The organism is Trinickia sp. NRRL B-1857 (assembly GCF_050470685.1).
Taxonomy (GTDB): Bacteria; Pseudomonadota; Gammaproteobacteria; order Burkholderiales; family Burkholderiaceae; genus Trinickia.
The window spans coordinates 2,908,188-2,930,768 of the sequence record NZ_JBFLUK010000001.1; the positions used below are offsets into that span (position 1 = coordinate 2,908,188).

The following is a 22,581-nucleotide window of genomic DNA, read 5'->3' on the forward strand; positions in this document are numbered from 1 at the left end:
TCAGGGAATAGCGTAGCCGGGAAACACTACGGGACCGTTCGGCGGCTGAGGGGGAAGCGCCTGATTCGCTCCGCCGGAGCCTAGGCCGAAGATTTCTTCCGCGTCGGACTGTGTTTGCGTTGACTGTGCGGGCTTCTCGTCTGGATCCTCGTTGCGGCACCCACAGTCTGCCGGTCGCAGTGTCACTACCTTTTTATCGCCCCCGGCGATGCGGACGTAAGCATCCCTTTGTCGATCACGATATTCGTCTTCGAACTTCATTTCGACAACGGTCTTGATATTTGACTGCACGGGCGGCTGAGTAGGGTCTTGCACAATGACGACGTCGGGACGGCGAATTTGTTCGAGTCCGGCGTCCTTCCCCGCACGGTAGCCTTTCATTCCGCCTGGCCAGTTGTCGATAATCCAACGCACCATCGAATTGTGCGGGGCTAACGAATCTTCCTCCGACATGATCGGGACCGGTGGCGCTGGCGGCTTTGGGCTCATGTCGTAAGCAACTTCCGGACGGTATTCCGTCGGTGCTCCGAACTGCGCAATGGATGATTCGTTCATTGCATTCAACCGTTGTTCGACGCATTTCTGCCTCATGATTCGCGCGCCGTCGCGCATTGGGCGCGTCGCAACACCGATTCGACTGCACGGGCACATGACACCGCAAAGCACTTCCTCGTCCTTGCCGGACAACCGGCTGTTGAGGCCGACGACGGTCGTGTGTCCTTCGCCGCTACTCATGTTGCCGGGTGCTGAGCTGCCAGAGTAACCGCTCATCCCTTGCTCGCCCCGGCCGTCCCTGGTTGGTTAAACATGAGCGATGATGCCTGAGAATTGTCCAGCCAATCCGTATACCCGCTGTCGTCGGTCACGCCTTCGATCGTTTGACCGTCTGCGGAGGTGACGGTGTAGGGATGGCCTGCGACGGGTTTGCGTGTTACATCGTCCAGCACCTGGAAACGCCCGCGATATGGCGTTTGCGGGTTCGTCTCGGATAGCACGCTCTTCCCGCCGCCTACGGAGCTGCCGCTGGTAGGCTCAGCCGTCGTATTGTTTTGCGATGCGATGAGCGTGGCGCCACATGCCGTTGTATCGCCTTCGGAGGCGACGGGCCGACCATCGAACGTCACACCGAGGTTCTTGACCCCGACGATCGGGTAGATCCCACCACACTTGGGGCACGACACTTTGTCGCCCAAGAGCGCGAGGGGGACGCCGTCCGACTTATTCTCCGGCGAACACGCAAGCACTCGACCACCGTGCGACGTCGTGTCGCCTTCGCGAATGAAAGAAAAACCCATAACGCATGCCCTCTCTTTTTTTTTTTGACCGCGCGAATGTAGCACAGAGGGTTTTCCCGAGGCCATCCTGTCAATGTTGGCAGGGCGGGCGGCGTACGGATGTCCCTCACTCGCGGCAGGAAACACACCTGATGATGACTTTATTAAGTTAAGATGTACCCAAATTTCAGACTAGGTTTCGCTTCGATGGGTACTTTATGAAGGTTCATTTTGGTACAAAAAAAGTACAGAAAATGGGGCGAGTCGCGCTGACAGAGGCGTTGCTGCGTAACGCTGGAATCCAGGAAGGCGACTCAGTCGATCTGTACTTCGATGCGACCACCAAGGTCATCATTATCGAGCGCACGCCGACATCCAGCGATGTGGAGTTGCCCACAAAGGCAAAGCGCGCAACAAGCAAATCGCGAGCGTCATGAACATCACAGATCGTTTTTCCGGGCACGAGTCCTTCGTCTGTCGATATGGCTGGTTGCCTAAGGCATATCAAGCAGTGTCAACGGATCCTGATCTCCTTCGGGACGAAGCGCGCGCAATGCATACGCTTGGCATCGGCCGCAACATGGTCAGGTCGATACAATTTTGGTGCGAGGCTACTGGGGTGTTGGTGCCTATATCTGGCCAAGGTCACCGTCCTGGGCCTATCGGGCGCAAACTGCTTGATCCCGCCGACGGTTGGGATCCTCATCTGGAGTCGCTGGAGTCGTTGTGGCTGCTGCACTGGCGATTGTGTACGTCCGCGGCGCTTGCTGCTTGGTCTGCCGTATTCGGCGATGGCCGGCTAATGCGCTTCGATCGCCAGCGGCTGATAGCTGCGCTGGCGGAGCGCGCCGAGGGCGCTGCTAGGCCGCTAGCGGCCAGTACGCTGGAGCAGCACGCTTCAATTTTCCTGCAGACTTACTACCAGCCGGAACGCAATGGCGACGATACGTCCTGGTGTCCGCTTCAAGACCTTTCACTGCTGCGCGCGACAAAGGAAGAGGATGGTCGCATGGTCTTCAATACTGACCTTCGAGCGCCCGTCGGGTTGAGCTTGAGAGTGTTTGCTATCGCACTCGTGGAGTACGTGGCTTCTGGCGAAGGCGGCTCGTCGTCGGTTGATTTCCAGCGCCTTCTTAAAGGTGCAAACAGCCCCGGCGTCGCATTTCGTTTGGATGAGCACCAACTGCGCACGTTTGTCGAGAATCTTGCGCAAGGGCCCTTGCACGGGGCGCTGCGCTTCGTGGATACATCCGATACCCAGAGCGTTGTACTCGATCGAAATCGAGTCGACCAGCTCTACCTGCTGACGGCAGACCAGGAGGCTTCCGCACATGCTTGAACGAATCATCGACGGCCTGGAGCTGCGCGCGCAGCATACGCGGTCGATCTCCCTAAGCCGCGACCTTTACGACGAAGCGGCGATCGCTAGCTACTTGCCTACGCCCAACGCGATCCAGGCGCTTAAGCAGATCGGGACAGCGTTTGCGAACGAGCATGTCCAGCGCGCATGGAAGGTGGTTGGTCCATACGGGAGCGGGAAGTCTGCCCTGGGCATCGTGCTTGCCCAGTTGCTTAGCGGGCCCGGTGCCTATCCCGCAGTGCACGAAATGCTGCGCGCTGCCTCGGGGTCGGTTGCGGGACTATTCGCGGCATCCAATCGTTTCGCGATGGCCATCGTGGGTGCCCGGCTATCTATCGGCCTGGCGCTAGAGGCGGAAATCCATCGCGCGCTCGTCCGCTGGCCTCACGCCAAAGGCGTGAACGCGGTCAAGAAGCACCTGTCTGAACCCGGCTACTATAAGGGCCGCCCGATCAACTCGGTGGCTGGCGAGTTGATGCGAGATTTCTGTTCTATTGCTCGCGCCCAGGGGTTTGCAGGCGTGGTGCTGTTCATCGACGAAGTGGGAAAGTTCGTTGAGCATGCGGCGATGCATCCAGAGGCCGGAGATTTGATTGCCCTGCAGCAGTTGGCCGAAGATGCTTGCCGACAGTCTGACGACTCCCTCGCGGTAGTCGTAATGCAGCATCAGCATTTCGCAAGTTACGCCGCCGGCATCGGGCGTGCGCTGGATGACGAATGGCACAAGGTTGCGTCGCGGTTTGAGGAAATTCCATTTGATGAACCCGTCGAGCGCTATGTCCATTTTGCGGCTCATGCGCTCGGTGTGAAACCGGCTTTAAGCCGCGATGCGACGCTCATCGAATCGGCGCGGGCGCTTTTCGATACGGCACTCGAGCGAGCCGTTCTCCGTGCCCCCACGGCGATCGACCGGCGCTTATTCCTGCACCCTGAGAAGCTGTATCCCCTCCACCCGCTAACACTCGCAGCGCTGGCAATCATTTCCAAGCGCTACGGTCAGAGCGAGCGCTCGTTCCACGCTTTCCTCAACAGCAACGAGCCAGCAGCACTGCGAGATTTCGCGCAGGTCACGGCTATGGAGGGGCTTCCTTGGTATCGCTTGACCGAAGTCTTCGATTACTTGGCCTCGGGCCACGGGTTGCGCTTTCGTGACTTGGCTGCTGAGCGTCGTTGGGCGTTCGCAGTAACAAGTATCGAGCGGCAGGCGGATGACGCGGACGCGCTGGTGGCGATGAAGACGATCGCCGTCATGGAACTCGTTCAAGCGCCCTTAAGGTTGCAAATCACGCCGGAACTGATTGCGTATGCGCGAGGGGAGCAAGAGGTAGCAAAGGTAAGGGAGCTGCTTGATCGCTTGGTAACTCGGGGACTGTTGATTCGTCGCCACAATCGCTCGGAGTATGGTTTTGCGGTGTCCGACGCGGTCAATATCGAAGCACTGTATGAGCATGCGGCGCAAACCAGCGAGTCCGAACTCGTAGTCCGAGGTGCCGCGCATGCACTTGGAAGTCGGTTCGTCATAGCGAACAAGCACTATGACCGACGCGGCACAATTCGGACCTTGGTAATCGAAGTTGGAACTATTTCCGCTTGGCCCGGTGAAACTGTCAAGAAGAAGGACAGCGATGGACAAGCCGACGGGCGGCTTCGTTTGATCCTGACGATGGCCGGTTCAAAGGAAGAGCGTTTGGCGTTGGAGCGGATTCGCGGCCTTGATGATCCGTTAAGCGTTTACGGTTGTCTCACACTGTCTACGCAGGGGCGTGCTGCACTCGCCGAGTTGGCGATATGGCTAGCTGTGCGACAGGACGTGACCAGCAAGCGGCTCGATCCATGGACTAGCCAATATGTCGATAGTCGCCTTCTCCAAGCCAAGGAGGACGTTGACGCCTTAGTATTGTCCGCGCTCGCGCCGAGCCCCGGTATCTCCGGTCCGATGTATTGGCACCAAGGGGCGATCGTGCCGGGTGGGGAATCCATGAACGTCAATCAGGTGGCGTCCTGGCTTTTTGAAAAGGTGTTTTCGCACGCGCCATGCATCGTGAACGAGCTCATCAATAAGGACCGTCCGGCGTCTGCGATCGTGCTCGCTCGGCAGCGACTATTGGACATCTTGCTGGCAGGCCCCACTGACGCACCGATCTTTGGCGAGAATGAGTACCCGCCAGAGCGACTAATCCACGCTACTCTCTTGCGGGACACCGGTATTTGGGAGGCTGATGGCAATGACTGGCGTTTGGTTCGCCCGAAAGAAGGCGCTCCCGTCGATATTAGTGCGGTTTGGACGGAAATTTCGCGCGTCTTGATGTGCGAAGAGCCTCCTACGTTCGAGCAAGTCTTGCAAGCGCTTGCCGCACCTCCTTTGGGGATTCGCAACGGGCCTGCGAGTGTCTGGGTAACGCTATATCTGCTGATTCATCGCAGTCGGTGCGCCCTGTTTGAGCGGGGGACGCTTGTTTTGGAGGTGACGAGCGAATACCTCCAGCGCATGTTCAAGAATCCACACACGTTCCAGTTGCGCGAATTGCCGCAGGAGCAAGGAAGTGTTGACTTACTGCGCGACTACAGCAATGTCCTTGCGTCTCTTGGAGCATTGCCTGGCGGTGAGACAACCTATCTGGGGCTCGCACGCTCTGTCTATCGTTGGTTCACTCGGCTGTCGGACTTCGCAAGACAGACGGGGCATGTCGGCAAAGATGCTGTGTTGGTCCGCACAAGTTTGGCGAAGGCGCAAGATCCGATCGAACTGTTGGCTGCCACACTTCCAAAAGCACATTTGCAAAGCAAGACGACGTCGTCATTCGTGGACTGGCTGGCTGCGGCTCTGACGGACTTGGGTATGAGCCAGCGCAAGCTACAAGAGACCGTTGCGGTCGAGCTTGGACGAATCTTTGGAATTGCAGGTCCACTTAGTCGTATTCGCAGCCAATTGCAGACCGAATGTGCGGGCGCTGCAACCGGTCTGGCCGATGCGCGGCTTAAGAGTTTTATTCTGCGTTGCACGGACCTTACGCTTACCGACGAGAAGTGGCTCGATTCTATCGCGAGCCTGTTGGTGCAGCGGCCACTCGATACTTGGACGGACGAGATGATTGAACGCTTTGCGCAAGCAGCTACAGAGATAGGTGGGCACTATCGACGCTGGCTGCGCTTGGTCATGCAGCGTAAGGGTGCTCCCCGCGCGGCCGAACGTTTTGTGAGCCTTACCTTAACGAGTGCAGCAGGGCAGGAGTCTGCGCTGTTTGTTGCCAAGACCGATCAGTCCACCAGACTAGCTCGGAGCGTGCTGGATCTGCTTGTCCAGCAGTCTGCCGACGACCCGCAAACGGCCGCGGCCGCCTTGGCGCAGGCGCTGCAAGAATTGGATGTGATGCAGGCGCAGTTGACCCCGACTAAGGAGAAAAATCATGGCGAGCGGGAAGCGGGTTAGGCACATTCTCAGCTTGTCCGGCGGGAAGGACAGTGCTGCGCTGGCCATTTATCTTCGCGACCGGATCCCTGAGATGGAGTACATCTTCAGTGATACGGGGAAGGAGTTGCCCGAAACTTACGAATACCTTCAGCGTATTTCGGATTACCTTGGCAAGGGCGTGACCCGCCTTAACGCCGATGTAGGTTTCGACCATTGGTACGAGATGTACGGTGGCATGATTCCATCCAATCACAGGCGTTGGTGTACACGGGCACTGAAGCTGAAGCCTTTCGAACAGTACTGCGGCGACGACGACGTTGTGAATTATGTTGGCTTGCGTGCCGACGAAGACCGTAGCGGATATATCAGCCACAAGCCGAACATCGAAGCCGTCTATCCGTTCCGCGAGGACGGCTTGGTGCTGCGCGACATTGAGGAGATCCTCCGCAACTCAGGCGTGGGCATGCCCCCGTACACGCGTTGGGGCCGTACACGGTCAGGCTGCTACTTCTGCTTCTATCAGCAGAAGATTGAATGGGTGAGGCTTAAAGAAACGCACCCGGACTTATTCGAAAAGGCGAAGGCGTACGAAAAACCTTACGAGAAAACCGGGAATTTCTTCACCTGGAGCCAGGGTGAAAGTCTTGCTGAGCTCGAACAGCCCCAGCGCATGGACCAAATCAAGCGTGAGCATGTGATTCGCATCGAACGCAAAGCACAACGCCGCGAAAACGTCACCTTGTTGGAAGTCTTTGCCCAAGCGGACTCTGCCGAGATTCCGGAGGAGGATGACGACCAAGGGTGCCTCGTATGCCAGTTGTAGCTGGTGGTGGACATCTAGTTGTCTTATCGGTTAACGTCTGTATCTCATTTTTCAGCTTTTAGCGCCACCGATAGGTGATTGTCTGTGGGAATAACAGTTAAGGCCCGCGTCTTGCTCGAACTTGGCGCGGAGCTAATCAGCTCGGACCAGATCGCCATCTATGAGTTGGTGAAGAACTCATTGGATGCGCGCGCAACGCGCATTGAGGTGCATGTTCGTGTCGTGCTGCCGCGCAGTGAATACCTAAGTATTCGTCAAAAGCTTGAGCGGTCAGATCAGAAGAAGGGTGAAAGTATCTCTCCAGATACGGTTCGGCAAATGCTTGAGGCGGGCATGGAGCCCACGGCGTCTCAGGTGAACCGAGACGCGTTCCTAAAGATGGCGTTGTCATCATCGAATGGAGATTACATCCATTCGTTGGACGATGCCTATATCCAATGCAACTGCGTCGAGATTGTGGATGACGGTGGCGGTATGTCGTTCGAAGATCTAAGTGGCGTCTACCTGACGATTGGCACCACGCACCGTCTGGACGACAGGCAGCGGGGTGGCACCCACACGGTACTTGGAGAAAAAGGCATCGGCCGGCTTTCTGCTGTTCGTCTTGGCGATCAGCTTCACGTCTTAACGTCAAAGAAGGGTGACAAAGCGCTACACGAGCTCAAGATCGATTGGTCTGCGATCAAGCGCAATCCGCACATGAACCTTGACGACTTCCCGGCAGCTCCTAACGTTGGGTCGAAGAAGAACAAGGCGTCCGACCAAGGCACGATCATTCGGATGTCCAATCTGACAAGCGAGTGGACGATCGATAAGATGGAGTCTCTTGCGAAGACGGATTTCGCAAAATTGGTGGACCCGTTTCTCAATACATTTAGTCGTCCTAATGTACGACTGTATTTTAACGAGCAGCCTGTTGACATTCCATCGTTTCAGATGCGTCAGCTTGCGTACGCGCATGCCCGATGTTCTGCGAGTTTTACACTTGATGCTGATGGCCAGCCTGTCCTGTCGGGCGAGGTGACGTACAAGTCTTATGGCCAAAGCAAGACCTTCAGGTTGGAAGGAATGCACCTTCTGAGCGCGCTGACCCTGAAAGGCAAGCGTCCAAAGACGGGCGAGGTGTTCCGGCCTGCGGGCACGCTGATGCAGGGGCTTTCAAGCCTTGGTCCCTTCGAGATGGAGGCACACTGGTTCAATCGACAGAAGCTGCGCCTAGACAAGCCGGACGGCTACGAGGCGGCTCTCCAATGGCTGACGCACTGGGGGGGAGGGCTATTGCTCTATCGCGACCACTACCGCGTATATCCATACGCCGAGCCGCGCGACGATTGGCTCGACCTGGACGGCATTGCGTTGGCTACGCAGGGCTACAAGATGAATCGGAAGCAATTGGTAGGTGCCGTCCGCATCTCCAGCCGTGGCAATCCTCATCTACAGGACCAGACCAATCGGGAAGGCTTGCGCGACTCAGAAGAGAAGGCTGCGCTGATCGCACTCCTGCGCCACATATTGGTGGTCGAGTTCAAGAGCTACCTAAACGCGGTTGAGGGAGCGCAGGACGAGTCCGCGGCGAAGGAGTTTCCGAAGTTGGAGAAGCGTCTAGAAGAGGCTCAGAAACAGGCCCTCAAGCAGGTCCAACATCTGCGGACTAAGGTGACCGCTCCAGAGGACGTATCCGCGATCAACACCCTACTCGCGCGAATGACGGACATGTCCGAAGCTTGGGAGCGTTCAAAGATGGCGGTACGCGCCTACGAGGAGGACATCGACAAGTACGTCCATCTCGCAGGCGTCGGCTTGATGACGGAATTCATCTTCCATGAATTGGCGCGGCTTTCGGCGAATGCCTTGAAACTGCTCCAGACCTACAAGCCAAGCAGCGCGACCGAGAACCGCCAGATTCGGAACTTGCGAGATCAGTTGGGCACTCTGGAAAGGAGGATCCGGGTCCTCGATCCGTTGTCGACGCCGGGGCGTCAGCGAAAGGAGTCGTTTGATCTAGTCCAGATGCTGAGGGACGTTGTTGAGATGCATGGGCCGCAGTTTGAGCGTCATAAGGTCCGCGTCGACACGGCCGGTCTAGGCAATGCATCTGTGCTAATTCATGCGGTCCGCGGACAGGTTCTGCAGATCGTGGAAAACTTTGTTTCCAACTCGGTCTACTGGCTTAAGCTGTTGGCAACGACGAAAAACATTGTGCCAGTCATAAGCTTCAGTATCGACAAGGCGGCCAATACGTTCACTGTCTTGGACAACGGCCCTGGAATATCGGAAGACCGCGGAGACGAAGTCTTCAATGCTTTCTTTACGACCAAGCCTTCCGGTGAAGGTCGAGGGATGGGCTTGTATATCGCTAGAAAGCTTGCGGAAGGCAATGCGATGGAAATCGCACTTGCGGAAGCGGATGAAGATCGGATCCACCATGGATTCGTCGTGAACTACACGGGGGCAAGGAATGGAGGCTCTTGAAGAGACGTTAGCCAAGCAGTTGAAGAAAGTGGTCGTAATCGATGATGCGTATGCACCGGCTGACCCGGCCGACATCGATGGCGACGCAGTATCTCGCTTTCGCGATGCTTTACTCGACGTTCCCAAGCGGCTATCGCAGATCAAAAGGGAGTTTCGACGTGAAGTACTCGATCCGTCGATCCCGCAGCATCTCGAAGAACTCCTTCAAGACGCTGCTACTGTGGGCCGGCTATGGGCGTTGCGAGAGAGGCAGGCTTGGTCATGGTTAATCGATACGTTGTTTCGCGCATACGTCGAGGACGTAGAAGAGAAGCGAGAGGCGCTCACGGGCCTTGAGGGTTTCTTGGATTCGCAGAAATGGCGTGTCACTCGGATTCCGAAGTTCGACCCCGCGACACTCGACGTGACCGGATGCCAAGTCATATTTCTGGACTTCTATTTGAAAGGCGAGACTGGCTCGGAGCGCTCATTGAAAAGAGCCGCAGAGCTTGCGCACCTCATCATTGAGGCACGACAACAAGGTACTCTCAAGCAGTACCCGCTGATTATCCTGATGTCGTCGAGACCGGGCGCGACGGAGCAGCAGGGGACTTTCAAGGAGCGAACGGGGCTTCGCGCGGACTTCTTCTGCTTCGTTGAAAAGAAGGAGATCGCCCAACAACTTGCTCCGAAGCTTAAGCGCATGCTTGAAGGGTATCAGGGTAAGCAGTCATGGGCGCACATGTTGGACGAGTTCTGGCTTGGCGCAATTCGCGCAGCCACAATGCTGCGACACAACCTGTCGAAGATTGAGCCTTCGGAAATTGCGTTGCTTCACGAGGCGGAACTTGCAGTCGAAGAGGCTAGGTTGCCTGACTACCTGTCATGGCTAGTTTCAGAGTCGCTGGCGAGCGCATTGCTTGAGGATGCGGGCGTCCGCGCATTGGGAATACAATTGCCAGATTTGATCGGGCACAGTGCGTTTCCTGGGACGGTCCCTCCGAGCAGTCGGCTGGCCGAAATGCACGTTCGATCAGTTATGCGGCCCGACATTACCGATGACGTTCCGGAGACCAAGGATTCGCCGGTGCAGTTGGGGGATCTCTTTGCCAGACTGAATGCGGACGGTACTCCGAAGGAGTTCCTTCTCGTGGTCGATCAGAGCTGCGATCTTGCAAGGCCGCACTCTAGCAAGAAGACGGCGGTGCTTTGTTTGCGTTGCGCACCGCAAGAAATCAGCGACGTGGCCCTCGCGTTCTATCGGACCGCATACGGGGCGGTTGATCTGGTCGGCATGACCTTTGGCGAAGTGCGCAGATATTACTTAGCAGCCTGGGATCTCGTGAACCCCACCACGCCGGATCTCGCGGAGTTATCGCAGCGCGATGCTCGCATTAAGCGGCTGGCTCGATTGAAACCCGTTGCGGCACTAGCACGCCAAGAGGACCTGACTCAACGCGTTGGCCGGATTGGTCAGCCCGTTGCGCCTCCTTCGGTGACGGCGTATCGCGCGAAGCTGGTCCTGATCGGGAAGGACGGGTTCCAGAAGGAATTTGACGCCACCAAGGAGTCTTGGGCTGCCGTGATAATTGTGCAAGGCCGTCATATGCCCAAGCCAGATCCCGCAGAAGCAGCTGCACCATCGAAGAAGAAGCCGCAAACAACGACGACCTTGAGCCTAACCTCGGACTTTGCTGAATGGCTCGCGGGTAAGCTCGAACGGGCGCAGTTGCCCGACGCCCAGGCGGCCGGTCAAGCCAAACTGCTGAAAGAACATTTGGCGGCAGGCACGGTACAGCGGGTAGGCTTTGAGGCCGCACAGCAGATAGCCGCGAGTCTGGGGCAGCTTTGGAGAAAGGCGACCCTTAAGAAGCCGCAGGCCGCTCTTCATTGCGTCTTTGACAAGGCCATACCAAGCGATTTAACCGACGCAATGATCGTGTTGCTCTTGACCCCTTACGAGCACTAAGTCCGAAAAAACGTCTCTGCTGATGCGGCGGGGACCATCGCCGTAAGGGTGAAGTGGAGGAGGCTGGCGATGCACCCCGCCGGCCTATCGCCGTGGTGATAGGATTGCACGGCCTGAGTAGCTGCTAGGGGTGTTGTTTTTCTGCAACTTCAGTATACTGCCGTCTGTGCATTGCTCAGCAAAGTTTGAAACCGGCTAAGCATGTTGGAGCTGGGGGCATATTTGGGGGCATGTTTCTATGTGAGCTTCTTCAGAGCCTTTTCCTGCGGGAGATTCACGGGATTGTTTGATAGTCCTCCGCCCACCAACGGATATCTAAGCAGGTCGATAGTATTGTGCAAACCCCGCGTGGCTTAAGGCTCGCGGGGTTTTTGCTTTGGTGTTGTGAACTTGGTTTCCGTTCATAGCCGGTCTACACCGTCTTTCTCGCCGCACGGGAAGCCACAGCAGCTCGGCGCGCGGTTCAATCGATCCGCGCCGGCGTCAAATGTGCTCGTTCGTCAGCCTTGCGTCGGATACCCAGCTGACACATCTCCATTCGGTTTTTTCGCGAATGGCTGGTCGACTTCGGCGACACGGCTTATTCGGCTATGTGCCGCGTCCATGACGAAGGCGTGACGATTTTAACCATCAGACATCAACGTGAAGAACGGACATTGAAACGGGGCGAGTCGTCGCGACCGCAGTCCTTCATTCTTGAGACCGCCCCACCTTCGTCGGCGACCAGCGAAAGCTTCTTTGCAAACACCGTTGCCATCTGCGGTCGGCTTCGATTTTCAACTATGAGGCCCCAAGAATTTGTCCCCATTGAAATGGATCATGTGATCCGGATTGTCCGCGATCCAGACCTCGCTTTCCCATGCAATATCTTTTGCAAATTTGCGGAATGTGGTTCTGTCGAGAAAAGCTGTTATAAAAACAATTCCAGCGGTACACGGACGAGTCAGTTGCTCTAGAGTTCTTTTCCTAATTTCAGTAATTGGATTGGCGGAATCAACCGCTTCAATAAGATAAATCCAATCCTTTGATTCGGAAAAGGCGATGACATCCGGCAATTTTCCATGAGCTAAGTCAAAAAAATTCAATTTCTTAAGGCCGGCAGTATCCTTGTACAGATCCTTGTCAGCCGTGTCCCCGACATACAACACTTTCGCCCCAAAACCGAACCGTGGCAGGAAAAGTTCGATGATCGCTTTTTGGAGTCGATTGTGGGCGCCCGGGCTGAAAACTATTTCTTTTCCTTCAATACTGACAGGAATCATTGAAAGCGCTCGACGTTTTGCCAACTCGTCGCGCAGGGTTTGCTTTCCTTCCATGAATCCTGGCAGTGATGCGTCCCAATCTGGGGTGCCGAACTTGCGCATTTGGGCTGCATATTGCGGGTGGATTGCGTAGCTACGGGTGCCGTCGTTCGTTTTTGCATCATCCTTGCCGGCACTCTTCAAAATCATACCCGCCTCTACTGGGTAGATCAGATCCTTACGGCGAATGTCATCGTACGAACCCGGGGAAATATTTTCGCCGAGGTAGGCGTTTAGCCATTCAATGATTTCGCGAGTTCTCAACGGGCGAACGTCGCCATTGCCTTTGACGCTGTCCCACGATTTTCCGGGTCTCAAACCAGCCACTGCGAGTAAAACTTTGGCAGCCCGAATGCGACGATGCGCGGTTAGCTCTTGCAGCGGAATTCCAAAAGCATCGAGTATGTCTAACGCTTCGCGTGTCAGCTGCTCTACTTGTTTTTGCTCTTCGCTTGTCATTATCGACTAGGCCGTTTCGGTGAAGGAAAGTTGCTGTTGAATTGCGCTGCTTCGCGCACTCTCCTCTGCTTCCCGAACATCTCCCGTCAGGTATTTGCAGACAGCTTGGGCGAGCTGAAAAGCAAGCATCGGCGGCACGGCATTGCCGACTTGATTATATTGACTCGTCTCCGTGCCATTAAACGTAAACCAATCCGGGAAACTTTGCAGCCTAGCACCCTCGCGCACGGTTAGCCGCCGACGCCGGCCGTCCGGCAACTTCACGCGCAGCATATCGCCGGTGGCTCCCGCTAGGTTACGACAAGTCAAGGTGCGTGCAGGACGATCTAAGTGAAGGTCGCGCGGCGTGATGCATTTCGATGCGATCTCATATTTTCGAATGTAGGCATCCATACTGGGCGTCAGGTACTTCCCATCCGCCGGCGTCTGGCGGGCGAGTTCGCCCAACGCATCCCCCGCGGTTACCGTGTAGGGCAGTTCGCTTGGGAAGTTGAAGTCGCCGTCGTGTCCGAACACAATGAGCCGCTCGCGGTTTTGAGGCACACCATAGTGTGAAGCCTTCAACAAACGGGCGTCGACGACGTAGCCCAGAGACTCCAGACGTTCGATAACTTGGTCAAGATACCAACGATTGCGATACATCAGCCCACGGACGTTTTCGAACATCCACAGTTTGGGCCTTAGTTGCTCCACCGCTGAAATGAAAACTGGGAAACCATCGCGCGAGTCTTGAAGGCCGTGCTGGTTGCCACCGACACTGAATGGCTGGCAAGGCGGTCCGCCGATCACGATTTCGGCCTTTGGAAATCGGTATTCGGGAGTGAGGAAAACCTCGTGGCATTCCCCTCTCAAATTCTGACGATAGGTAGCGCAGCAATCAGCATCATGTTCGAATCCGATGGTTCGAATGCCAGCGGCTTCGAAGCCCAATGCCAAGCCTCCGCATCCGGCAAACAGGTCCAACGCCGTGGCGGTATCTGTAGCAGCGGGGCGCAGCATTTCGTTGAGCTGTTCGGGATAGTCACCTATGGAGCTGTTTCGGGACATTTCTCAATTTTCAAAGCTGCGGCCAATGTTCGCACGAGCGGTCTTAACGGCCGCATCGGCACGAGACATATTAGTAACTTGGGAACGTGAACTGAAGGACGCCGCTGAACTTCCGGGCGGGTGCAGTGGCGTCGGTGCGATTATAGAACGAATCCGGGCCCACAGCGGCCCTGGCCGCTGGCGGCTCCCGGTAGCGCAAGCACCCGTTCGTCCTGAGAATTTCAGTCCTACTTTTATGAGGCGTGGATCCGGCGAGGAGCACCTTTGACGGCGGTTGTAGTTCACACCGGCCCGCCGCTCAGTAAAGACATCGCAGCGCAGCATCGCTCACCGCGACTCACCCCCGCTTCATACTCCGAAACACCAACGGCCGTTCCTCACGCACCCCAGCATCCCGCGCGAACGCCACAACCTTTTCCACCTCCGCATGATGCGGCGATTTCCCACAAACCGGATCCGCCGCCCTAGCATCCCCCGTCAGTGCATAAGCCTGACACCGGCATCCGCCATGGTCCTTCGAACGCTCATCGCAGCTTCGACAAGGCTCCTGCATCCAAGCCTCACCGCGAAACGCATTAAACGCATCGCTCCGATACCAAACGTCGGAAAGCGACATCTCCCGCACATTCGGCAGCACCAACCCGGGCAGCGACCGCGCAGCATGACAAGGCAACGCCGCCCCGTCCGGCGCAACGCCAAGGAACACCGACCCCCAGCCATTCATACAGGCTTTAGGCCGCGTCTCGAAGTAGTCCGGCACAACGAACAAAATCTTGCACCGCTCCCCAACCATCGCCCGATACCGATTAACCGTATCTTCTGCTTCGCGTAGGGCCTCTTGCGTAGGCATCAACTGCTCGCGGTTGAGCATCGCCCACCCGTAGTACTGCGTATTCGCCAGCTCGAGGTACTCAGCGCCGATATCGAGCGCCATCTCAATGATCTGCCCGACATGCGGCAAGTTGTATCGATGCAAGACGCAGTTGAGCACCATCGGATACCCATGCGCCTTGATCAACCGAGCGACCTTCCGCTTAAGCTCAAACGTCCGGGTACTCGAAAGGAAGTCATTCAACTCCCGCGACGAGTCCTGAAACGAGAGTTGAATATGATCGAGCCCAGCGAGCTTCAGCGCTGCGATCCGCGTCTCCGTCAGCCCGACTCCGGACGTAATCAGGTTCGTATAAAACCCGAGCCCTCGAGCATGCGCGACAAGCACTTCCAAATCATCGCGCACGAGCGGCTCCCCGCCGGAAAACCCGATCTGCACAGCGCCCAACGCACGCGCTTCGCTAATGACTCGCAGCCAATCCTCGGTATCGAGTTCAGGCCCATGGCTTGCGAAATCCACCGGGTTATAGCAAAACGCACAATGAAGCGGACAGCGGTACGTCAGCTCGGCCAGCAGCCAAAGCGGCGGCGACCCCGATGCTGCTTCGGCGCTCGATTCGGCACCCTGAACACGAGCATCCATCTCAAGCCACCCACCCGCGCTGCCGCGCATGATCCAAGAACCGATAAACATCGGCAGCCAGGTCCTGCGCATTGAACAACTCCTCGAGCTCGCTGATGATGTCATCGAGCTCCCGAGTCCCATCGCACCGCACGAGTATCTGCCCGGCGCTAGGATTGAGCTTCACCATTCCCTCGGGATAAAGCAGAACATAAGCGTCCTGCTCGGTTTCCCATTGCAGCCTGAACATCGGCAAGAGCCGAGGCCGTAGCGGCGCCCCGCTCGTGGCGTTGGCGTAGGTCATCGCGTGGTTGCCTTTTCGACGGCGTCGAGCATCGACCACAAAATGTCGAGCTTGAACTTGAGGATGTCGAGCGCACGCTGTTGCATCGCGCTCGTCTTGAAGTAATCGAGCGTGACGGCGAGTCCATGTTCGACATCGCGCGTCGCCAGCGGAATGCGGCTTCGGAAATAATTCAGCCCTTGCGGATCGATCCAAGGATAAAGAGAAGGCCATCCCGAGAGCCGGTCCTTGTGTATCTGCGGGGCGAACATCTCGGTCAGCGACGAGCAAACGGCCTCTTGCCAAGGCACGCGACGTGCGAAATTCACATAAGCGTCGACAGCGAACCGAACCCCAGGCACCACGTGTTCGAGCGACCAAAGTTCATCGCGCGACAAGCCCACCGCATCGGCGAGGCAAGCCCAAGCTTCGATGCCGCCGGGATCGTCGCCGTAGCCGTCGTGATCGAGAATGCGTTGCACCCATAGGCGCCTAGTTTCGCGATCGTCGCAATTGGACAAGATCGCCGCATCCTTCAACGGGATATTGATTTGGTAGTAAAAGCGGTTTGCCACCCAGCCACGAATTTCATCGGGCGAACACTGGCCGCTATTGAGACGTACGTTGAACGGATGATGAATGTGATAGCGCACGCCGAGCCCGCGCAATTGCGCCTCGAACGCCTCGCGTGTCCATGGCGCGTCGTCCTTGCGCATCGAAGGCTCAGCTTGCGTGGCCGCCATGGCCTGTTCCTGTATCGCGCTCAAGGCTTCACCTGTAATTGCATTCCGTCTTCGGCGATCTCGATGCCGTGTTCGTGCAACGTGGCACGGGCGTCGGAGCTGGGATCGAGAATCGGGTTCGTGTTGTTGATATGAATGAGTACTTTGCGCGTCGTATTCGGCAGCGTATCGAGCAGCGCCACCATTCCGGCGTTGCCGTTCGCAGGGCATTGCGCCAGATGACCCATGTCGGTTGCGCGCTTCTTAGAAAGACCGAGATCGATCATCTCGGTGTCGGTCCAAAACGTGCCGTCGACGAGGACGAGTTGCGCCGAACGCATCGCCCAAACGACCTCATCCGACGCGTGAGCGAGGCCCGGCGCATAAAACGCACGCGCACCCGTCTTCACGCTTTCGATCAGCAGTGCGATGTTGTCGCCGGGAACGGGTGCGTTCCGATGCGGCGAATAGGGCGGCGCGGCACTATCGATGGCAATCGCCGTGAACCGCACACCGGCCAGCGCCTTGATGATGAACGGCTCATCCAGCACGATCGGATGCTGCTCGACACCGCAGTAATGGCCAAGCAATGGAATCAGCGGAAAGGCACTCGACAAATCGTCGAGCACGGGACGCGTTGCGTAAAGCGGCAACGGACTTGTGCGTTCGCGCAGCATCAGCAATCCGGTCACATGATCGATCTGCGCATCGCACAGCATGACCGCGGCAATGCCGCTGTCGCGCAATGCGCGGGCAGGTTGCAGTTCGGGATGCGCGCGTAGCTGAGTCAGCAAGTCGGGCGATGCATTGATGAGCAACCAATCTTCGCCGTTCTCGCTCACCGCTATCGATGATTGAGTGCGAGGTTTGAAGCCGCTTGTCAATGCGCGCGTTCGCGTGCAATTCGCGCAATTGCAGTTCCATTGCGGCAGGCCGCCGCCTGCACCGGAGCCGAGAACCTTGATCAACATGGCAATGCCTTTGGAAGCGGCCGCGCACGAGGAGAGTCGGCCTCGCGCACGGCGTGCTCACCTACCCCTTAGCGGTTGGCGATATACATCGTGATTTCAAAACCGAAACGCAGGTCGGTATAGGCGGGCGTGGTCCATTGCATGGCTGTCTCCTTGATTGAGTTGAAACATCGTTGAAGCTGCGTAACCGCGTCGTTCGATAGGCGGTCGAATCTTTAAAGCAAGGGCTGTGCCGATAGCAACGCGTAGACCGCTGGCTCATCACGCAGCGAAAACGAGGGCACCGGTGAGAGGGAGAGGGGAATAAGCCGATCCGCGATCGATGCGCGATCAGCGAGCAAACTGAATCGATGAAGTCACGCGCAAGTCAGCGCGGACACAATCGTGCGACAGGGGGTGTCTTAATCGGCGACACCTCTGTCGCAAAATGCGACAGAGGTTGAAGCAAGGCGGGATACGGCAGTGGGGGACAGGTGTGCGAGCGGATCTCAGTCCTCGTCGTCGCTCTTCGTCGGGGCGACGGCGGGCATCTTGCGGTAGAGCGTTGCACGCGAAACGCCGAGTGCGCGGGCGGCTGCCGAGACGTTGCCGCCATGCAGAGCGAGCGTGGCGGCGATGGCTTGGGCCTCGACGTCCTGTAGTCGCGTGCCTTGCTGCACGGGCATTTCCGCAGGGACAGCCGTCACGGCGGGCTGCTCGTCGATCTTTTGCAGATCGTCGAAGAAATCGTCGGGCAGGTGTTCGCGGCGTATTTCGCCGTCATCGTCCACCATTGCGGCGGCGGTGCGCAGCAAGTTGCCGAGTTGCCTAAAGTTGCCGGGCCACGTGCAGTGTTCGAACAGCGTCATCACTTCGCGCGCGACCGACAGGTGCTGGCCCGCGCCGCCTCGAAGCGCCTCCCGCTCGAGCATCTTGCCGATGACGACCGCAAGATCCTTGCGCTCGCGTAGCGGCGGCAGCTTCACGACGAGCCCGTTGAGCCGGTAGTACAAGTCCTCGCGGAAGCGGTTTTGCGCAATCATCTCGCGCAAATCGCGGTGGGTGGCGCAGACAATGGCGATATCGACGGGAATGGTCTTCGTCGAGCCGAGCGGGTTCACGATGCGCTCTTGCAGCACGCGCAACAGCCGCACTTGCAAGGGGTAGGGCATATCGCCGATTTCGTCGAGGAAGAGCGTACCGCCGTGCGCTTGCACGATTTTGCCGACCGCGCCTTTGCGGCGCGCACCGGTGAAGGCCCCTTCCTCATAGCCGAATAACTCCGATTCGATCAGCGTCTCGGGGATCGACGCGCAGTTGACGGCGACAAAAGGCCCGGAGCGTCGAGGCGATTCGTTGTGAATCGCCTGGGCAAGCAACTCTTTGCCGGTGCCGGTTTCGCCCGTGATCAAGAGCGGAATGTCTTTGCCGATTACCTTGCGCACCTTCGCAATCACCGTCGACACTTGCGGATCGCCCGTATCGAGCTGATCGAGTCTCAACGTGCGCAGGGTCGTCCGCACGGTCGATACCGTGCTCGTCGGCGCTTGGCCGCTCGTTTCGCGGCGGGCGTCGGTCGGCCAGGTACCGGCCGTCTGCAACGCGCGCCGGAACGTGACGCTCGCGCAGACGGTCGCGCCGGTGTAAAGGTTCAGCGACAGGATCGGCTCGCGGCTCGCGCGCAGGCGATCGACGAGTTCGGCGCTCGTGAGGCCAAACAGCGACGAGAGCGTATGTGCGCGCAGCGCGGACAGCGGCAAGCCGAGCTGGAATTGAGCGCTGCGATTCGCGGAGAGAAAGCGTCCGTCGCCCGTGAAGGCGGCAATGCCTTCCATCAACGTGCCCAGAAACTCGGGGCGGGAATGGAAACCCACCTGCAAAGTGTCGCGAAACGTCGATGAAAACAGATGATTCTCGATCATCTGTACGGACATCTTCGCGAGCGCCATCGTGTGCTGATGGTAGCTGCGGTAGTCGCCGGTCACGTCGAGCACGCCGATTACGTCGCCGTACGGATCGAGAATCGGCACGCTCGAGCAGGTCAGAAAGCGATTGGCTTCGAGAAAATGCTGGTCGCCGTGCACGACGGTCGCGCTACGCTCGGCCAGCGCCGTTCCGATCGCGTTGGTGCCTTGCCGGTCCTCCGACCATTGCGCGCCGGGCCGCAGCGCGACTTTCTCGGCGCGGGCGAGGAAATCGTCGTCGCCGATCGAATGCAAGATCAACCCCTGCGCATCGGTCAATACGACCATGCTTTCGGTGTTGACGATCTGATCGCGCAGCGTTTCCATGACCGGCATCGCATGCGCGCAAAGGATGCGGTTTTGCTCGACCTTCAGGGCGAGCTCGGATGTGGGCAGAATGTCGTAGTCGGGACGCGCGCCCGTCAGCAGGCCGTATCCCTGCGAGCGTTCATGTGCCTTCTGGATGCACGGCGTGGGCCAACTCGACTCGCCACCTGCCACGGCGCGCCCGGGGCGATGAACGACGTTGCGCATTGTCTCCTCCTGATCGAGCGTCGGCTGCCGCCAAAACGCTTTTGACTCCGACAAGAGCAAAAAATGCGCCAGCTTGCAGCCGCGTGCGATACCGTGCTGTCAAAGCGCAATCGTCCGGCATCGATCCAATACGATGACGTTCGATGGCGCAAAGGCATATGAGGGATATCCCGATCCCTCTCATGGAAACAATGATTGTGTCGCGGCTAATCCCACGCGTAGCGAATGCCTATCCACGCTCCTCTCGGCGCTCCTGGCCCGACGAATTGCTCGTTGACGGGCGCCTGGCCGTCAAACGTATGATTCGGACCATTGAAAAAGTTTTGGCCGAGCACGCCGTAGCTCGCGTAGCGCTTGTTCAATAGATTCGTTACGGTCGCGAATATACGCAGGCGTTTCGTCACGTCGTAGGCGGTATCGAGATCGATCAAGATATAGCCGGGAATCTTGCCGTTCACATCTTCGTTGTTTTGGTCGCCCTGCGCATAGACGCCGTCGCGGTAAGTCAGGTTCGTTCCGATGGACCACTTCGCCGTTGCCGCGTAATCGAGCCGAAGCTTGACGGTATTGGCCGGAATGCCGGGAATGCGATTGCCGGGCCGAACCGTGATATTGCCGCTCGCGTTCGCACTCGAGTTGCTTGGACTGTTGGCGGTCCATGTCGAGCGATAGGTCGCATCGGTGTAGCTATAGCTCGCGGTCACGCCGAGTTTGCCCAACTGCGTATGGCCCGATAGCTCGACGCCTTGACGGCGCGTCTTGCCGACGTTCTGAAAGAATCCTTGCGCCGAGGTGGGCGCGCTAATGAATTCGATGTCGTCGTAAAGCGTCGTGCGATAGACGGCCGCACTCCAAGTCGTATTGCCGCCAATCTTTCCCCGCGCGCCGGCTTCGAGCGTCTTCGAGACGACTTTCGCGAGCTCGGGATCGGAGACGAAATCGTTGGGCAGCGAGCAGGGCGCGGACGGATCGGCACAGGTGAGCTCGATGGCGGTCGGCGTGCGCATCCCTTCGTTGTAGCTGGCGTAAGCGGTGAAGCTCGGCGTAGGGTTCCACGTGAGACCGATCGCCGGATTCAGTCGCGAGAACACATGGTTGCCGTCCAGTTGCGGCTGCACGCCGCTCTCGTCGCCGATCGTGGCCTTCGCCCAGTCGTAGCGGCCCGACAGCGTCAACGTCCATTGTTTCGTCAGCGAAAGCGTGTCTTGCAGATAGGCGGCGAGATTGGCATCGCGCGTTTTCGCATTGACCTGCTGTCTGTAGTCGCCGATGCCGATCGTCGCCCGCGAATCCGTGAAAAAGGCGTCCTGGGTCGATTCGGTGTAGTGCGAGTTGGCAAAATCGGCCGCCACGCCTGCCACGAATTGGTTTTGCATGCCTCCGAGCTTGCCGAGCAGCGTCAATTGCAGGCTCGCGCCGTAGCTGTCGGTGCCGACCATCGACTTCACGTTACTGCCTTGGAGCGTATCGACCGAGCCGTCGGCGCTCACCGTTCCGTAATCGGTGTTGTTGTTGCTGCTGAAATTTCTGCTGACGAATCGGCGAAAGTAGACGTTGCCGCTCAACTCGGTGTTGTCGTTGAAATAATGCTGGCCCGAAAGCGTGGCGTAGCCGGCGCTGTTCAAGTTCCGATCGGGGTAGGTGTAGGCCTGCCGGAAGTCGTTTAGAAACGAGCGCGGGATTGTCTGCGTGCCTTGCAAATCGTTGTCGGCACCGCCCACCGAAAAGGCAAGGGTGGTGTCGGCATCGGTATAGCGCAGCTTGCCGAAGGCCTGGCGCACGCGGCTCGAATTGTGGCTGGCCCAGCCGCCGTCGTTCGCGACGTTGCCGGTCACGTAGTAGTCGAGGTTTTGACCGATCGTGCCGCCTTGCTCGATCTGCGCGGTCTTGCGGCCCCATGCGCCGCCCGAAATGTCGATGTCGCCGCCCGGGTGCGTCTTGCCGTCTTTCGTCGAAATCGCCAATGCGCCGCCAAGCGTGTTCAAGCCGAACGTCGGGCTCGAGCCGGGAACGAGTTCGATCGTATCGATCGCTTGTTGCGGGACCCAGTCCCAGTTCACGACATTGCCGAACGGTTCGTTGATGCGCACGCCGTCCATGAAAACCGAGAGGCCTTCGGGCGTCCCGAGCAACGGCGAAGCCGTGAAGCCGCGATAGTTGACGTTGGCCTGATACGGGTTGCCTTGCGCATCGTTGATGTCGACGCTCGGCAGATTCTTCTCGAAGTAGTCGGTCAGCGTCTCGCGATGCTGCGCCTCGAGTTGCCGTGCATGGACGACCTGGACGTTGGCCGCTACCTGCTTCAGAGGCAAGCCGATGCCGACGAGTGGCGTCGTCCCGATGACGAGCACGGGCTCGAGCGTCGCGACGACGGTCGGGGGGGCCGCGGGCGCAGCGGGCAGCGGCCGCTCGGGCGCGGTCTGCGCGCTTGCGGGAAGTGCGCAGACCGCAGCGGCGATCGCGACGCCGTACCACGCGAAGCGCGCGAACTGTTTCCAAGGATACAGGCGATAGGGCTGCGTTCGATTGACATGAGTAGGACTCCTAATCATTCGGCTACCCGCCGCACGTACTGGTCC

The 22,581-nt window shown here is 58.0% G+C and carries 17 protein-coding genes; 6 read left to right on the top strand and 11 right to left on the bottom strand.

What is annotated here, in order from left to right; translation table 11 throughout:
* Together AB1286_RS13010 and AB1286_RS13015 are read right to left on the bottom strand one after the other, a co-directional pair.
* A complete protein-coding gene (locus AB1286_RS13010; protein ID WP_430363674.1) occupies positions 1–771 on the bottom strand; it encodes a nuclease in 771 nt (256 codons plus the stop codon).
* Positions 768–1,295: a PAAR domain-containing protein gene (locus AB1286_RS13015; RefSeq protein WP_430363675.1), complete on the bottom strand. Its 528-nt coding sequence runs from the start codon at positions 1,293–1,295 to the stop codon at positions 768–770. Before AB1286_RS13015 ends, AB1286_RS13010 begins: the two co-directional genes overlap by 4 nt.
* Before the next feature lie 197 nt (positions 1,296–1,492).
* Here AB1286_RS13015 and AB1286_RS13020 point away from each other — a divergent pair, with 197 nt between their 5' ends.
* From AB1286_RS13020 to AB1286_RS13045, 6 genes are all read left to right on the top strand, one after another.
* A complete protein-coding gene (locus AB1286_RS13020) occupies positions 1,493–1,711 on the top strand; it encodes a hypothetical protein (RefSeq protein ID WP_124083985.1) in 219 nt (72 codons plus the stop codon).
* Positions 1,708–2,613 carry a DUF4007 family protein gene (locus tag AB1286_RS13025; RefSeq protein WP_430363676.1) on the top strand — a complete coding sequence of 302 codons (906 nt, stop codon included), beginning with the start codon at positions 1,708–1,710 and terminating at the stop codon, positions 2,611–2,613. Before AB1286_RS13020 ends, AB1286_RS13025 begins: the two co-directional genes overlap by 4 nt.
* On the top strand, positions 2,606–6,064 hold the full coding sequence (locus AB1286_RS13030) for a hypothetical protein (RefSeq protein WP_430363677.1): 3,459 nt from the start codon (positions 2,606–2,608) through the stop codon (positions 6,062–6,064). Before AB1286_RS13025 ends, AB1286_RS13030 begins: the two co-directional genes overlap by 8 nt.
* A complete protein-coding gene (locus AB1286_RS13035) occupies positions 6,042–6,869 on the top strand; it encodes a phosphoadenosine phosphosulfate reductase family protein (protein ID WP_430363678.1) in 828 nt (275 codons plus the stop codon). The genes AB1286_RS13030 and AB1286_RS13035 overlap by 23 nt, the downstream gene beginning before the upstream one ends.
* Before the next feature lie 111 nt (positions 6,870–6,980).
* Positions 6,981–9,341, top strand: coding sequence for an ATP-binding protein (locus AB1286_RS13040; protein WP_430363679.1), 2,361 nt, complete (start codon positions 6,981–6,983; stop codon positions 9,339–9,341).
* Complete coding sequence (locus tag AB1286_RS13045) at positions 9,328–11,289, top strand: hypothetical protein (protein ID WP_430363680.1); 1,962 nt, start codon at positions 9,328–9,330, stop codon at positions 11,287–11,289. Before AB1286_RS13040 ends, AB1286_RS13045 begins: the two co-directional genes overlap by 14 nt.
* Positions 11,290–12,065: 776 nt before the next feature.
* Here AB1286_RS13045 and AB1286_RS13050 read toward each other — a convergent pair.
* From AB1286_RS13050 to AB1286_RS13090, 9 genes are all read right to left on the bottom strand, one after another.
* Entirely contained in the window at positions 12,066–13,049 is a 984-nt protein-coding gene (locus AB1286_RS13050) for a BsuBI/PstI family type II restriction endonuclease (protein ID WP_430363681.1), read from the bottom strand.
* A gap of 6 nt (positions 13,050–13,055) precedes the next feature.
* On the bottom strand, positions 13,056–14,096 hold the full coding sequence (locus AB1286_RS13055; protein ID WP_430363682.1) for a DNA cytosine methyltransferase: 1,041 nt from the start codon (positions 14,094–14,096) through the stop codon (positions 13,056–13,058).
* Positions 14,097–14,433: 337 nt separating this feature from the next.
* Positions 14,434–15,570: a pyrroloquinoline quinone biosynthesis protein PqqE gene (gene pqqE / locus AB1286_RS13060; protein WP_430365058.1), complete on the bottom strand. Its 1,137-nt coding sequence runs from the start codon at positions 15,568–15,570 to the stop codon at positions 14,434–14,436.
* Between the two features lies 1 nt (position 15,571).
* Complete coding sequence (gene pqqD, locus AB1286_RS13065; RefSeq protein WP_116138235.1) at positions 15,572–15,853, bottom strand: pyrroloquinoline quinone biosynthesis peptide chaperone PqqD; 282 nt, start codon at positions 15,851–15,853, stop codon at positions 15,572–15,574.
* A complete protein-coding gene (gene pqqC, locus AB1286_RS13070) occupies positions 15,850–16,575 on the bottom strand; it encodes a pyrroloquinoline-quinone synthase PqqC (RefSeq protein ID WP_430363683.1) in 726 nt (241 codons plus the stop codon). Before pqqC ends, pqqD begins: the two co-directional genes overlap by 4 nt.
* A 20-nt stretch (positions 16,576–16,595) precedes the next feature.
* A complete protein-coding gene (gene pqqB, locus AB1286_RS13075) occupies positions 16,596–17,525 on the bottom strand; it encodes a pyrroloquinoline quinone biosynthesis protein PqqB (RefSeq protein WP_430363684.1) in 930 nt (309 codons plus the stop codon).
* A gap of 68 nt (positions 17,526–17,593) precedes the next feature.
* The gene (gene pqqA / locus AB1286_RS13080) at positions 17,594–17,668 is read right to left on the bottom strand and encodes a pyrroloquinoline quinone precursor peptide PqqA (RefSeq protein ID WP_006410019.1); all 75 of its coding nucleotides are present in this window, start codon (positions 17,666–17,668) and stop codon (positions 17,594–17,596) included.
* A gap of 345 nt (positions 17,669–18,013) precedes the next feature.
* Complete coding sequence (locus AB1286_RS13085) at positions 18,014–20,002, bottom strand: sigma-54-dependent Fis family transcriptional regulator (protein WP_430363685.1); 1,989 nt, start codon at positions 20,000–20,002, stop codon at positions 18,014–18,016.
* A 206-nt stretch (positions 20,003–20,208) separates the two neighbouring features.
* Positions 20,209–22,554, bottom strand: a complete 2,346-nt coding sequence (locus AB1286_RS13090; RefSeq protein WP_430363686.1) for a TonB-dependent receptor — start codon at positions 22,552–22,554, stop codon at positions 20,209–20,211.
* Positions 22,555–22,581 lie beyond the last annotated feature (27 nt).

Bases quoted from the DNA above. Each gene is read 5' to 3' on its own strand.
- AB1286_RS13010 (WP_430363674.1), bottom strand. From the start codon at position 771: ATGAGCGGTTACTCTGGCAGCTCAGCACCCGGCAACATGAGTAGCGGC.
- AB1286_RS13015 (WP_430363675.1), bottom strand. From the start codon at position 1,295: ATGGGTTTTTCTTTCATTCGCGAAGGCGACACGACGTCGCACGGTGGT.
- AB1286_RS13020 (WP_124083985.1), top strand. From the start codon at position 1,493: ATGAAGGTTCATTTTGGTACAAAAAAAGTACAGAAAATGGGGCGAGTC.
- AB1286_RS13025 (WP_430363676.1), top strand. From the start codon at position 1,708: ATGAACATCACAGATCGTTTTTCCGGGCACGAGTCCTTCGTCTGTCGA.
- AB1286_RS13030 (WP_430363677.1), top strand. From the start codon at position 2,606: ATGCTTGAACGAATCATCGACGGCCTGGAGCTGCGCGCGCAGCATACG.
- AB1286_RS13035 (WP_430363678.1), top strand. From the start codon at position 6,042: ATGGCGAGCGGGAAGCGGGTTAGGCACATTCTCAGCTTGTCCGGCGGG.
- AB1286_RS13045 (WP_430363680.1), top strand. From the start codon at position 9,328: ATGGAGGCTCTTGAAGAGACGTTAGCCAAGCAGTTGAAGAAAGTGGTC.
- AB1286_RS13050 (WP_430363681.1), bottom strand. From the start codon at position 13,049: ATGACAAGCGAAGAGCAAAAACAAGTAGAGCAGCTGACACGCGAAGCG.
- AB1286_RS13055 (WP_430363682.1), bottom strand. From the start codon at position 14,096: ATGTCCCGAAACAGCTCCATAGGTGACTATCCCGAACAGCTCAACGAA.
- pqqE (WP_430365058.1), bottom strand. From the start codon at position 15,570: ATGGATGCTCGTGTTCAGGGTGCCGAATCGAGCGCCGAAGCAGCATCG.
- pqqD (WP_116138235.1), bottom strand. From the start codon at position 15,853: ATGACCTACGCCAACGCCACGAGCGGGGCGCCGCTACGGCCTCGGCTC.
- pqqC (WP_430363683.1), bottom strand. From the start codon at position 16,575: ATGGCGGCCACGCAAGCTGAGCCTTCGATGCGCAAGGACGACGCGCCA.
- pqqB (WP_430363684.1), bottom strand. From the start codon at position 17,525: ATGTTGATCAAGGTTCTCGGCTCCGGTGCAGGCGGCGGCCTGCCGCAA.
- AB1286_RS13085 (WP_430363685.1), bottom strand. From the start codon at position 20,002: ATGCGCAACGTCGTTCATCGCCCCGGGCGCGCCGTGGCAGGTGGCGAG.
- AB1286_RS13090 (WP_430363686.1), bottom strand. From the start codon at position 22,554: ATGATTAGGAGTCCTACTCATGTCAATCGAACGCAGCCCTATCGCCTG.